This is a genomic window from Lysobacter sp. Root604, from assembly GCF_001427505.1.
Classification (GTDB): domain Bacteria; phylum Pseudomonadota; class Gammaproteobacteria; order Xanthomonadales; family Xanthomonadaceae; genus Lysobacter.
Genome location: NZ_LMGS01000013.1, coordinates 35,936 through 48,246, shown reverse-complemented (window position 1 = coordinate 48,246; position 12,311 = coordinate 35,936). Strand labels below are relative to the sequence as shown.

The following is a 12,311-nucleotide window of genomic DNA, read 5'->3' as shown; positions in this document are numbered from 1 at the left end:
TAGCTTCGTCCGCCTGCGCCGCCCCTCGCCCGATAGCGAGCGAAGGGCCGGCGAGTCGCGCTTACGCCGCCGCCTTCATCCGCGCCAGGGCGCGCTGGTTGGAGGCGTACGGATTGTCCAGATAAGGCACCGCGTCGGCCTGGATCGCCTCGATCCACTGCTGCGTGCTCAGCACCGCGGCGAAGCGGCTTTGGAAGACCACGGAAAACACCCGGTGGATCTCCTCGGCGCTGGCCTGGCCGGCGCTGTTCTCGTACGACAGCGAACCGCTGGCGTCGCTGAGGAACTCCACGTTCAGCTGCAGGTGCGCGGCTTCGAAGATGGTCGAGGCGTCGCAATTGTGGGTCATGTAGCCGACCACGCTGAGGGTGTCGACGCCGTTGGCGGCGATCCAGTCCTTGAGATCGGTGCCGGTGAACACGCTGGGGAAATTCTTTTCGATGTAGTGGTCGCGCGGACGGCCGCCGACGACCTCGTTGAGCTCCCAACCCGGCGTGCCTTTGACGAATACCGGCGCCTCCGGCGGCGCGGTGTTCTGTACCACCACCACCGGCACGCCGGCGGCGCGCGCGGCGTCCATGGCGCGGCCGATGTTGGGCAGGGTCTGGCTCACCGGCGGATGCTCGATGAGCAGGCCGCCGCTGAAGTACTCGTTCTGGACGTCGACGACGATCAGGGCGCGCTTGCGGGTCATGGCGGAATTCCTAATGAGTGGGGAAGGGATCGGACGAGGCACATGCTCCGCTTGAGGCGGAATCGCCGACAGTGGCCCGATTGCCAATATTCGATAGAATCGGGCCATGAACGCCGACACCATCGCCGTGGTCGCCTTCGACCGCATCAGCCCCTTCCATCTGTCGGTGCCCTGCATCGTGTTCGAGGACCGCGGCTTCGACGGCCAGCCGCGCTTCGAATTGCGCGTGTGCGCGGCCGAACCCGGCCCGCTGCGCACCCAGGCCGGTTTCAGCATCGCGGTCGAGCATGGGCTGGAAGGCCTGGACGAGGCCGGCGTGGTGATCGTGCCGTCCTGGCGCGATGCCGACGAACGCCCGCCCGAGGCCCTGCTGCAGGCCCTGCGCCGGGCCCATGCGCGCGGCGCGCAGATCGTCGGCCTGTGCCTGGGCGCCTACGTGCTGGCCGAGGCCGGCTTGCTCGACGGCCGCCGCGCCACCACCCATTGGCATTGGAGCGAGCACTTCGCCCTGCGCTATCCGCAGGTGCGCCTGCAATCGGACGTGCTCTACGTCGACGACGCCGAACTGACCACCTCGGCCGGCACCGCGGCGGCGCTGGACTGCTGCCTGCACCTGCTGCGCCGGCGCTGCGGCGCCGACCTCGCCAGCCGGGTCGCGCGCCGGCTGGTGGTGGCCCCGCACCGCCAGGGCGGCCAGGCCCAGTACATCGAGCGGCCGGTGCCGGCCTCGGCCCAGGACGAGCGCCTGTCCGGGGTGCTGAGCTGGGCCCTGGCCCATCTGGAGCAGCCGCACAGCCTGGACGCGCTGGCCGAACGCGCGCTGATGAGCCGACGCAGCTTCACCCGCCGCTTCCGTCAGAGCACCGGCACCACGGTTGCGCAGTGGCTGGCTAACCAGCGCCTGGCGCGCGCGCAGCGGCTGCTGGAAAGCACCGATCGGCCGATCGAGGCGATCGCCGCCGACACCGGATTCGGCTCGGCGGTGTCGCTGCGCCAGCACTTCGCGGCCGCGCTCAAGACCTCGCCCTCGGCCTATCGGCGCGAGTTCCGCGGCGGCTGACCCCGTTGCGGCGCCGCCTGCCGCTACAATCCAGGCGTGCGCCTACTCCTACAACAACGCCCCGACGGCCGCGAAGCCCCGCGCTTCGTGCAGCTGATGCTGCAGCCCGACCTGCTGGGCGGCTGGACCCTGGTGCGCGAAACCGGCCAGATCGGCGGCCGCAGCAGCGTGCGCCGCGAGCAGTTCATGGACCGCGACAGCGCCTTCGCCGCGCTGGAACATGCGCGCGATCAGCAGCTCAAGCGCGGCTTCCAGCTGATGTTCGCCCAGGGCGCGGAAGCGCCGACGGAGTGACGGCGCGCCGCGCGGGCGCCCGCGCGGAACACAGCAACGCAGCCACGCAGCGCTGCGCGGCTCGCTTCGGCCCCGCCGCACCGCGATAATGCGCGCCCAGCCGACGCCCCGCGCACCAGGAATCCAGCATGAGCCTTACCGACGCCGCACCCGCCAACGACCGCTTCCTGCGCGCCCTGCGCCGCGAGCCGGTCGATCGCACGCCGGTGTGGCTGATGCGCCAGGCCGGCCGCTACCTGCCCGAGTACCGCGCCACCCGCGCCCAGGCCGGCAGCTTCCTCAACCTGGCCAAGAACCCCGAACTGGCCTGCGAGGTCACCCTGCAGCCGCTGCGCCGGTTCCCGCTGGACGCCGCGATCCTGTTCTCCGACATCCTCACCGTGCCCGATGCGATGGGCCTGGGCCTGTACTTCGCCGACGGCGAGGGTCCGAAGTTCGAACGCCCGATCCGCAGCGCGGCCGACATCGACCGCCTGGCGGTGCCGGACATGGAAGGCGAGCTGCGCTATGTGATGGACGCGGTGCGCACGATCCGCCGCGAATTGAACGGTTCGGTGCCGCTGATCGGTTTCTCCGGCAGCCCCTGGACCATCGCCTGCTACATGGTCGAGGGCGGCGGCAGCGACAACTACTCCAAGGTCAAGGCGCTAGCGCTCAACGATCCGGCGGCGATGCACAAGCTGCTGGGCGTGGTCACCGACGCGGTGATCGCCTACCTGCAGGCCCAGCACGCCGCCGGCGCGCAGGCGCTGCAGGTGTTCGACACCTGGGGCGGCGTGCTGTCGCCGGCGATGTACCGCGAGTTCTCGCTGCGCTACCTGCAGCGCATCGCCGCCGAGTTGCCGCGCGGCGCGGGCACGCAGCGCGCGCCGCTGATCCTGTTCGGCAAGGGCAACGATCCCTATCTGGAAGACCTGGCCGGCAGCGGCGCCGAAGCGGTGGGCGTGGACTGGACCATCGGCCTGGGCGACACCGCGCGCCGCATCGGCGGCCGCGTCGCGATCCAGGGCAACCTCGACCCGGTCACCCTGTACGCCACGCCCGCGGCGATCCGCGACCAGGTCGGACGCGCGCTGGACGATTATCGCGACGGTAACGGCGGTTCGCGCGAAGGCCACGTGTTCAACCTCGGCCACGGCCTGTCGCCGGACATGAGCCCGGACCACGTGGCGGCGATGGTGAGCGCGGTGCACGAACTCAGTGTTAGGAGCCGGGATTAGGGATTAGGGATTAGGGACAAGCTTGAGGACGTCACTCTTGCGAATCCCGAATCCCGAATCCCGAATCCCGGCCTTCAACCCACGTCGATCTTATTGCTGCGCAGCAGCCGCGAAGGGTCCGCCGGCGCGTCGCTGGGCGCGCCGTACTCGAGGCGGATCTCGCGCATGTCCTTGGGCACCGCCTGCTCGATCTCCTCCGGCGGTTCACAGCCCGGCTGCAGGCGCTTGTGCAGGCCCATACCGATCATCATCAGCGCGCGGGCCTCGTCCGACTGCGGCTCGCGCGCAAGCACGCGGTCGCTCATCAGGTAAACGCTGTCCACGCCGTCCTTGGACAGGGTGGACACCGCGCCGCTGGGCGTGGGCGCGCCGGCTTCGAGTTTTTCGATCGGCAGCGGGTCCCAGCAGCGGCCTGTGCTGGCCACGGTCAGGCGCCCGGACAGATCGGACGCGAATTCCTCCAGCGAAGCGCGCGCCTGCGCGGGCGTGGCCGCCTTGGCCGGCACGCTGTAACGGCCCTTGACCAGATACATGCGATCCAGTTGCAGGGTCATCGCCGAACTCTTGCGCTCGCCCTGGCTGGTGTAAGCCAGATCCAGCGAGCGCCCGCTGACCGCACCGTCCTTGCGGCGCGCCGAGGCGAAGCTGCGTAGCTCGCCCATGTCCATGTCCTGGTAACCGCCGGGCTGACGGCCGACCTCGGCCAGGGCCTCGCGCTCCTCGCCGACGACGCGCTCGAACTCGTCCGACGACAGCACGCCGGCCGGATAGAAGTACACGTCGATCCAACGATCGCTGCGGTTGCTCAGCGCGTAGCGTACCGACACGCCGAACTCCTGGCGGTCGTAGCGGTGTTCGTCCACCGCCTGCCATTTGCCCACGCGCAGCGGATACACCACCCGGGTCTCGCGCAGGTAACCGCCCAACAGCGGCACCGTCTGCGTCTGCGCCGTATCGGCGCTGGCGACGGCGTCGGCGCCGAGCGCGACGGCCGGTATCCACGCGAGCGAACCGAGCAAGGCCCAGCCCATCGCCCCCGCGCAGCCCACCCCGCGCACCGCTTTACCGATCATCGTCGCTCCCGATTCCGCCTGCCTGCAGCGCCGCTTCCGCGCCCCTGCTTACGTCGCGATCATGCGCCGCTTCGGCGGCACCTGCCAGCCTGCCGCACGCCGCCGGGACAGCCGGCCTTCACGCGGTCAGCGGCAGCGCCTCGTCGAGCACCGCGGCCAGCATCGCGCCGGTCACCGGCTTGCGCAGGAAGCGGTCGAACCCGGCCGCGATCGCCTGCGGTTCGGCCTCGGCGTCGGCGCGCGCGGTGACCGCGATCAGCGGGCGCGCGTAGCCCTGGGCGCGCAGTTGGCGGGCCAGGTCCAGGCCGTTGAGTCCGGGCAGGTCGAGATCGAGCAAGGCCGCGTCGTAGTTCGCCGTCGCCACCTCGGTCAGTGCGCCCAGGCCGTTGCCGACATGGGTCACGCGATGCCCCTGCGCACGCAGCAGGCCGGCGATGACCAGGGCCACGGTCGTATCGTCCTCGACCAACAGCAGCGCCAGCGGCGCGCGCCGCGATGCGCCGACCCGTTCGGGCGCGCTGGCGCCGCTGGCGACGATCGCCGCCGGCAGCGGCAGTTCGAAGCAGAAGCGCGCGCCTTCGCCGGGCCGGCTGTCCACGGTAAGTAATCCGTTCATCGCCGCCGCCAGCTCCTGACAGATCGCCAGCCCCAGGCCGCTGCCGCCGTAGCGCGCGGCGGTGCGTGCGCCCTCGGCCTGCTCGAAGCGGCGAAACAAGCGCGACTGCTGCTCTTCGTTCAAGCCCGGGCCGGTGTCGGCGACTTCGAAGCGCACGCCCTGCGGCGCCATCGCCGACACCCGCAGCGAGACCTGGCCCTGTTCGGTGAATTTGATCGCATTGCCGAGCAGGTTGAGCAGGATCTGCCGGACCCGATGCGGGTCGCCGCGCAAACCGCGCGGCGCGTCGTGCGCGATGTCCAGCTCGAAGGCCAGACCGCGCTTGCGCGCCAGCGGCGCCATCAGCGCGCTCGCGTCCTCGACCAGCGCGCGCACATCGAAGGCCTCGTCGGCCAGCTCCAGCTTGCCCGATTCGATCCGGGCCAGATCCAGCGCGTCGTTGACCAGACGCAGCAGGTGCTTGCCGGCGCGCTGGATCGATTCGGTGTAACTGCGCTGCTGGGTATCCAGCGGCGTGTCCAGCAGCAGTTCGCTCATGCCCAGCACGCCGGTCATCGGCGTACGCACTTCGTGGCCCAGCGTGGCGAGGAAGCGGGTCTTGGCCAGCGAGGCCTCCTTGGCGATCTCGCGCTCGTGCTCGGCGGCCTGCCAGTCGAGACGACGCTTGAGCCGTCTGCGGTAGCGATCGGCCGCCCACCACGCGCCCAGGATCGCGATGCCGATCAGCGCCGCCAGCGCCGGTGGCGTGCGCCACCACGGCGGCTGCACGGTCAGCGAGAACTGGCGCGACTGCGACCAGATGCCGTCGGCGTTGGCCGCCTGCACTTCCATGCGGTAAGTGCCGGGTTCCAGCTTGGAGAACACGCGCTCGCCGTTGCCGGACTGGATTACCCAATCCGGGTCGTAGCCGTGCAAACGGAAGCGGTAGCGATGCGATTGCAGATCGACGAAGGACAGCAGGCGCGCCGACACGCGCAGATCGCGGTCCTGCGGGCCCAGCACCACCGGGCGCTCGGGATCGAGCTTGAACTCGTCCTCGTCGCGGCGGTAGCTCAAGGTTTCGATCACCAGGCGCGGCGACTTGGCCGCCTCCGGCGCGCGCCCCGCGTCGAACAGGACCACGCCGTCCATGGTCACCGCCGCGGCCACGCCGGAGGGCGTGAGCAGCGGATTGCGCTCGGTGAACTCCTGGCTGGGCAGGCCGTCGCGCATGCCGTAGATGCGCAGGCGCTGGCGGGTCTGGTTCCAGCAGATCAGCCCGCGGCGCGTGGTCAGCCAGACGTTGTCGCCCCAGGCCAGCACGCCGCCGGACTCGGTCGCCGGCAAACCTTCGTCGCCGCTCACGCGCGCCAGCAGGCGCAGCTCGCGACCGTCCCAGGCGTATTGCTCCAAGGCTTCCAGACGATGCAGCCACAGCCGGTCCTTGCCGGCCATCGCGAAGCCGAACACGCGCCCGGCCGGCCCGCCCGGCAAGGCGTCGAAGCGGCGCGCGGCCGCGTTCCAGCGCGACAGGCCGGAGGGCCCGGCCATCCACAGCGCGCCGTCGGGGCCGACATCGATCTGCTCGATGTACAGGCTGTCGACGCCGCGGTCGTCCTCCGGCTTCACCGACAGCTGCACCCGCCCCTCGCTGTCGCGCATCTGCAGCGCCGGCGGCATGTAGGCGATCCAGACGTTGCCGTCGGGCGTCTGCACCAGTTGGTCGGTGATGCCGTCGTCGCCCAACGCCGCGTCGCGCGGCGAGCTCGCGCTCCAGTTGCGCACGCTGCCATCCGGCGCCACCCGCGAGAGGCCGTGGTTGTCGCCGAACCACAAGGCGCCGTCGCGCGCCTCCAGCATCGAATACAGCGCGGCGTCGGCCACCGCCGGCACCTTGCGCCGGGTCGAGCGGCCGTCGGCCAGGTTCAGGTGATCGACCACGCCGCGCTCGCCGACCATCCACACGTTGCCGTCGCGGCTGGTCGCAAGGTCGCGCATGTAGCCCACGCGCGTCGCGCCGGGGCGGCCGGTGCCGGGCTTGAGCACGGTGAACTGCCGCCAGTTCGGCGCCAGATAGGCGACGCCCTCCTCCTCGGTCGCGAACCACCAACCGCCTTCGTGGTCCTGCAGCAGATCGAGGGTGTTGATTTCCGAGATCGCGATGTCGCCGGCCGGCGGCATCAAGCGCCCGCCGAGCACGCGACGCAGACCGCGATGGGTCGCGACCCAGTAGCTGCCGGGACCGTCGCCGACCACGCCGTACACACCGATCTTGTCGGCGGGCTGAAACCACGGCATCTGCGCGATGCGGCCGTCGGGCGTGCGCCGGAACGCGCGCAGACCGGCGCCGATCCACAGCGTACCGTCGGCGGCCGGCGTCAAGGCGGTGACCCAGGCGCCGCTGATGCCCGCATGCGCGACCGTGCGGAAACGCGCGCCGTCCCAGTAGGCCAGGCCGGTGGTCGTGCCCACCCACAGCCGACCGCTGCTGTCGGTCTTCATGGTCCAGATGTATTCGCCGGGCAGACCGCTCTGCGCCGCGGGCGCGCCCTTGGCCGCGCCGGCCTTGTCGGGCATGTAGCGGGTGATGCGGCCTTCGGCGTCGAGGCGGTGCACGCCCGCGCCGTCGGTGCCGAACCAGATCGCGCCGTCGGGCGTGGACGTGATCGTGTAGATCTCGTCGCTGCCGATGTCGGGATGGGTGTCGCGGCTGTAGTGGACGAAGTTCTGACGCTCGCGGTCGAGCATGTGCAGGCCGCCGCCGCTGAGCCCGACCCAGACCCGGTTGCGCGCATCCACGTGCAAGGCCTGGACCATGTTGCTGGGCAGCGAGCCCGGATCGCCGGGCACGTGGCGCCAGACCCGGAAGCTGATGCCGTCGTAACGCGCCAGGCCGTCGTGGGTGGCCAGCCAGATGTAGCCCTCGGCGTCCTGGGCGAGCGCGGCCACGGTGCTGGAGGGCATGCCCTCGGCGACGCCGTAGTAGCGGAACTGCGGCGTCTCCGGCAGCGCCGCGCGCACCGGCAGCGCCAGCGCCGCGAGCAGCAGCCAGCACAGCCAACGCGCCCATCCCGGGCTTCCATGCACGACCGCTGGCCTGAGCATCCTCGGGTCCGATTCCTTGCTGTACGGCCGCTAGGCTCCCCGATCCGGGCCCGGCGAAGCAAGGCCCGCGACCGCGCGCCCCACCCCCGCGTTCCGCGACCGAGCCGCAACGGACCGTTGCGGACACGCGGCTACGGGTTCATCGTGCGGTCCATAGAATCCCCGGACGATGCAGGTCGGACCTGCCTTAGGAGCGCCGCGTGCCGAATTCGTCCTACCGTCCGCTGTGGTGCGCGCTGGCGCTGTGCGCGCTGGCGCCGCAGGCGCGCGCGGCCGGGCCGGACACCTACGCGCTGGACCCGGTGCACACGCGGGTGATGTTCGCGATCTCGCATGCCGGCTTCTCCAAGGCCCTGGGCACCGTCTCGGGCAGCACCGGCACGCTGAGCTTCGACCGCGAGGACTGGCGCAGCGCGCGTCTGGACGTGCGCGTGCCGCTGACCCGATTGGACCTGGGCGATGCCAAGTGGAACGCGGCCGCGCTGGCGCGCAATCTGCTCGATGGCGAACGCTATCCGGAAGCGCGCTTCGTCTCCGACCGCGTCGAGCCGGTCGACGCCGATCATGCCAAGGTCTGCGGCCAGCTCAGCCTGCACGGCCGCAACGCGCCGCTGTGCATGGACGTGACCCTCAACGCGCTCAAGCGCCATCCGCTGCCGCCGTTCCGCCGCACCGCCGGCTTCTCAGCCACCGCCACCCTCAGCCGCGCCGCGTTCGGTATCGACGCCTGGAAATCGGTGATCGGCGACAGCGTCGAGCTGCGCATCGAGGCCGAGGCCGTGCGCGATCGCCAGGCCGGCGAAGCCGACGAGCCGTCACCGGCCGCCGAACCCGAAGTCGCGCCGTCCGCGCCGCCGAGCAAGCCCGACAACGACCCCTACGAACCCGCCCCGGTACCGCACGCATGACGATCAAGAACACCGAACTCCGCTGGGGCGCGATCAGCCAGCTGCTGCATTGGGCGATCGTGCTGCTGATCACGGCGATCGCGATCATCGGCCTGACCATGACCGACATGGCCAACGGCCTGCCCAAGATCAAGATCTACGCCCTGCACAAATCGCTGGGCCTGACCCTGCTGGCGCTGGTGGTCCTGCGCCTGCTGTGGCGCTTCTACGCCGGCGCGCCCAAGCCGGTCGCGGGCACGCCGCATTGGCAGGAGCGCATTGCCTCGCTCACCCATTGGGCGCTGTACCTGCTGATGTTCGCCATGCCGATCACTGGTTGGCTGTTCAATTCCAGCTCCGGCTATCCGCTGCAGTACTTCGGCCTGTTCAACCTGCCCAAGATCGCCGCGGTCAACCCCGGCCTGGCCGATCTGAGCGAATCGCTGCACGAGAACGGCTTCTGGCTGCTGCTGGTGCTGGTGCTCGCGCACGCGGGCGCCGCCTTCTACCACCACCTGTTCCAGAACGACGACACCCTGCGGCGCATGCTGCCGATGCGCCTGCGCCAGGCGCCGGCCGCTGCCCAAGCCGTGCCCGTCGCCGCCGTCGCCCCCACCCCCATTCCGGAGAATCCCGATGTCCCTTAAGCCGCTCGCCGTCGCCCTGCTGTTCGCCGCCGCACCGGTCTACGCCGCCGACTACGCGCAGGCGCCCGGCTCCACCCTGACCTTCGCCACCAAGTACCAGGGCGAAGTGTTCAGCGGCCGCCTGCCCGGTTTCACCACCAAGCTCAGCTTCGATCCGGCGAATCTGACGAACTCGAAGCTCGACGTGGTCATTCCCCTGGCCGGCGTCAGCACCGCCAACGCCGAACGCGACGACAACCTCAAGGGCGCGGATTTCTTCAGCATCGCCAAGTTCCCGCAGGCGCGTTTCACCGCCACCAAGTTTCGCAGCCTGGGCGGCAACAATTACGCCGCCGACGGCAGCCTGAGCCTGCGCGGCGTGAGCAAGCCGGTCACCCTGACATTCACCTGGACCCCGGGCGCCAAGCCGGTGTTGAGCGGCAAGGCCACGGTCAAGCGCCTGGACTTCGGCGTCGGCGGCGGCGATTGGGCCGACACCTCGGTCATCCCCAACGAAGTCGCGGTCAGCACCAAGGTCATTCTGGTGCCGGCGAAGTAAGCCCGAAAGCGCGATCGCCCCGCACCCTACGCCTCGCGTAGGGTGCGGCAAGCCGAAGGCGCACCGCACCATCGCCCGCTCGGGGTGCGCCGGCTCAGCCGCCCAGAAACGCCCGCAGCCGCGCCGCGTCGAACGGCCACTCCAGCTCCAGCCCGCGCGCCTCGTCGCGCAACACCGGCACGCGCGTGCCGTAACGCGCCTCCAGCGCCTGGTCCTCGTCGATGAAGACGCTGTCGAATTCAGGGGCGCGCGCCTGCGCCAAGACCTCCAGGGCCAGGTCGCAGAGATGGCAGTCGTCGCGTTGGTACAGGATCAGGTGCATGCGCTTGCGTACTGAGGTGGCGGGGTTCGCGAGCGTCTAGAATACCTAGAGTCCATCTTGGGACGGCTCATGGCCTTCCGCCCGATCCACGCTGCGATCCTGGCCGCGCTGCTGCTGGCGCCGGCCGTGGCGTGGGCCGCTCCGGCCTGCAAGGTCCAACCCGCGCAGCTGATCGCGGCCTGGGAAAGCGACGACGACGGCCATTTCGAGCAGTTCGAGCTAAACCAACGCGACGGCCAGCGCGGCTTCGACTCCTGGCTGCACGAGCGCCCGGACCTGCTCGACGGCCGTTGGAGCTTCGACCCCAAGACTTGTCGCCTGCGCATAGACCACGCCGCCAGCGGGCAGCGCTGGGACTACGCGGTGCGCATGAGCGGCCCTGACATCCTGCTGCTGCGCGAAGCCGACGAAACCAGCAGCGCCCGCTACCGCAAGATCGCCAACGGACGCTGACCGCGTCCCATCGCCCTCCAGCCGAGCATCCCCCGCCCCATGGCCGTCAGCACCTTCGATCTTTTCAAAATCGGCATCGGGCCGAGTTCCTCGCACACCGTCGGCCCGATGCGCGCCGCGGCGCGCTTCGTCGAACGTTGGCTGGTCGAGAACGGCGAGCTCGAACGCTGCGCGCGGCTGCGCGCCGAAGTGTTCGGCTCGCTGGCGCTCACCGGCCGCGGCCACGGCACCGACAAGGCCGTGCTGATGGGCCTGGAAGGCCATTGGCCGAACCAGATCGATCCCGACATCATTCCCGAGGCACTGGAGCGCATTCGCAGCAGCAAGCGCATCCGTTTGTTCGGCCAGCGCGAGATCGGCTTCGACGAGAAGCACGATCTGATCATGAACAAGCGCCAGAAGCTGCCGTTCCACACCAACGGCATGCGCTTCACCGCCTACGACGGCGACGGCGAAGTGATCGCCACGCGCGACTACTACTCGGTCGGCGGCGGCTTCGTGGTCAATCAGGACGAGGCGGCCGAAGACCGCATCGTCGCCGACACCACCGACCTGCCCTACCCCTTCCATTCCGGCGACGAACTGCTGGCGCAGGCGCAGCGCAGCGGCTTGAGCATCGCCGCGCTGATGTACGCCAACGAACAGGCCTGGCGCACTCCGGAGCAGATCGACAGCGGCCTGGACGAGATCTGGAAGGCGATGCAGGCCTGCGTCGAACGCGGCATCCGCCAGACCGGCACCCTGCCCGGCGGCCTGCACGTGTCGCGGCGCGCGCCGGCGCTGTTCGGCGAACTGTCGAGCAAGCCCGAAGCGGCGATGCGCGATCCCTTGACCGTGCTGGACTGGGTCAACCTGTACGCGCTGGCGGTCAACGAAGAGAACGCCGCCGGTGGCCGCGTGGTCACCGCGCCCACCAACGGCGCGGCCGGCATCATCCCCTCGGTGCTGCACTACTACGACCGTTTCTGCCCGGGCGCGAACATCCAGGGCGTGCGCGACTTCCTGCTGACCGCGGCCGCAGTCGGCATCCTGTACAAGGAAAACGCCTCAATCAGCGGCGCCGAAGTCGGCTGCCAGGGCGAGGTCGGCGTGGCCTGCTCGATGGCCGCCGCCGGCCTGGTCGCGGCGCTGGGCGGCACCGCCAGCCAGATCGAGAACGCGGCCGAGATCGGCATGGAACACAACCTGGGCCTGACCTGCGACCCGATCGGCGGCCTGGTCCAGATCCCCTGCATCGAGCGCAACGCGATGGGCGCGGTCAAGGCGATCAACGCCTACCGCATGGCCATGCGCGGCGACGGCAAGCACAAGGTCAGCCTGGACAAGGTCATCAAGACCATGCGCGACACCGGCCGCGACATGCAGGACAAGTACAAGGAAACCTCGCGCGGCGGTCTGGCGGTCAACGTGATCGAGTGCTGAG

11 protein-coding genes and 1 pseudogene are annotated in these 12,311 nt (G+C 70.2%); 8 read left to right on the top strand and 4 right to left on the bottom strand.

What is annotated here, in order from left to right:
* Positions 1–61: 61 nt before the first annotated feature.
* The gene (locus ASD69_RS19885) at positions 62–694 is read right to left on the bottom strand and encodes a cysteine hydrolase family protein (RefSeq protein WP_056182718.1); all 633 of its coding nucleotides are present in this window, start codon (positions 692–694) and stop codon (positions 62–64) included.
* A gap of 106 nt (positions 695–800) precedes the next feature.
* Between ASD69_RS19885 and ASD69_RS19880 the strand changes: the two genes are divergently transcribed.
* From ASD69_RS19880 to hemE, 3 genes are all read left to right on the top strand, one after another.
* The gene (locus ASD69_RS19880; protein ID WP_056182713.1) at positions 801–1,754 is read left to right on the top strand and encodes a helix-turn-helix domain-containing protein; all 954 of its coding nucleotides are present in this window, start codon (positions 801–803) and stop codon (positions 1,752–1,754) included.
* Positions 1,755–1,790: 36 nt separating this feature from the next.
* Positions 1,791–2,048 (top strand): WGR domain-containing protein, encoded by a 258-nt coding sequence (locus ASD69_RS19875; RefSeq protein WP_056182710.1) that lies wholly within the window; start codon positions 1,791–1,793, stop codon positions 2,046–2,048.
* A 128-nt stretch (positions 2,049–2,176) separates the two neighbouring features.
* On the top strand, positions 2,177–3,268 hold the full coding sequence (gene hemE, locus ASD69_RS19870) for a uroporphyrinogen decarboxylase (RefSeq protein ID WP_056182707.1): 1,092 nt from the start codon (positions 2,177–2,179) through the stop codon (positions 3,266–3,268).
* Positions 3,269–3,342: 74 nt separating this feature from the next.
* On the opposite strand, the gene ASD69_RS19865 is transcribed toward hemE, so the two are convergent.
* Together ASD69_RS19865 and ASD69_RS19860 are read right to left on the bottom strand one after the other, a co-directional pair.
* Positions 3,343–4,341 carry a hypothetical protein gene (locus ASD69_RS19865; protein WP_157499365.1) on the bottom strand — a complete coding sequence of 333 codons (999 nt, stop codon included), beginning with the start codon at positions 4,339–4,341 and terminating at the stop codon, positions 3,343–3,345.
* A gap of 118 nt (positions 4,342–4,459) precedes the next feature.
* Entirely contained in the window at positions 4,460–8,023 is a 3,564-nt protein-coding gene (locus tag ASD69_RS19860; protein WP_056182701.1) for an ATP-binding protein, read from the bottom strand.
* Positions 8,024–8,277: 254 nt separating this feature from the next.
* Between ASD69_RS19860 and ASD69_RS19855 the strand changes: the two genes are divergently transcribed.
* From ASD69_RS19855 to ASD69_RS19845, 3 genes and pseudogenes are all read left to right on the top strand, one after another.
* Positions 8,278–8,949 (top strand): YceI family protein, encoded by a 672-nt coding sequence (locus ASD69_RS19855; RefSeq protein ID WP_056183196.1) that lies wholly within the window; start codon positions 8,278–8,280, stop codon positions 8,947–8,949.
* Positions 8,946–9,482 (top strand): annotated as a pseudogene (locus tag ASD69_RS19850) (cytochrome b); the annotation flags it as partial. The gene ASD69_RS19855 and the pseudogene ASD69_RS19850, both read left to right, overlap by 4 nt.
* A gap of 82 nt (positions 9,483–9,564) precedes the next feature.
* Positions 9,565–10,113 (top strand): YceI family protein, encoded by a 549-nt coding sequence (locus ASD69_RS19845; protein WP_056182698.1) that lies wholly within the window; start codon positions 9,565–9,567, stop codon positions 10,111–10,113.
* 94 nt (positions 10,114–10,207) lie between these two features.
* Here the strand turns inward: ASD69_RS19845 and ASD69_RS19840 are convergent, their stop codons facing one another.
* Positions 10,208–10,435, bottom strand: coding sequence for a glutaredoxin family protein (locus ASD69_RS19840; protein ID WP_056182696.1), 228 nt, complete (start codon positions 10,433–10,435; stop codon positions 10,208–10,210).
* A gap of 69 nt (positions 10,436–10,504) precedes the next feature.
* On the opposite strand from ASD69_RS19840, the gene ASD69_RS19835 reads away from it, so the two are divergent.
* Together ASD69_RS19835 and ASD69_RS19830 are read left to right on the top strand one after the other, a co-directional pair.
* On the top strand, positions 10,505–10,888 hold the full coding sequence (locus tag ASD69_RS19835) for a hypothetical protein (protein ID WP_056182691.1): 384 nt from the start codon (positions 10,505–10,507) through the stop codon (positions 10,886–10,888).
* 39 nt (positions 10,889–10,927) lie between these two features.
* Complete coding sequence (locus tag ASD69_RS19830) at positions 10,928–12,310, top strand: L-serine ammonia-lyase (RefSeq protein WP_056182689.1); 1,383 nt, start codon at positions 10,928–10,930, stop codon at positions 12,308–12,310.
* Position 12,311: the final 1 nt, after the last annotated feature.

Excerpts from the sequence above, each read along its gene's own strand:
- ASD69_RS19840 (WP_056182696.1), bottom strand. The coding sequence starts at position 10,435 with ATGCACCTGATCCTGTACCAACGCGACGACTGCCATCTCTGCGACCTG.
- hemE (WP_056182707.1), top strand. The coding sequence starts at position 2,177 with ATGAGCCTTACCGACGCCGCACCCGCCAACGACCGCTTCCTGCGCGCC.
- ASD69_RS19885 (WP_056182718.1), bottom strand. The coding sequence starts at position 694 with ATGACCCGCAAGCGCGCCCTGATCGTCGTCGACGTCCAGAACGAGTAC.
- ASD69_RS19830 (WP_056182689.1), top strand. The coding sequence starts at position 10,928 with ATGGCCGTCAGCACCTTCGATCTTTTCAAAATCGGCATCGGGCCGAGT.
- ASD69_RS19880 (WP_056182713.1), top strand. The coding sequence starts at position 801 with ATGAACGCCGACACCATCGCCGTGGTCGCCTTCGACCGCATCAGCCCC.
- ASD69_RS19835 (WP_056182691.1), top strand. The coding sequence starts at position 10,505 with ATGGCCTTCCGCCCGATCCACGCTGCGATCCTGGCCGCGCTGCTGCTG.
- ASD69_RS19845 (WP_056182698.1), top strand. The coding sequence starts at position 9,565 with ATGTCCCTTAAGCCGCTCGCCGTCGCCCTGCTGTTCGCCGCCGCACCG.
- ASD69_RS19865 (WP_157499365.1), bottom strand. The coding sequence starts at position 4,341 with ATGATCGGTAAAGCGGTGCGCGGGGTGGGCTGCGCGGGGGCGATGGGC.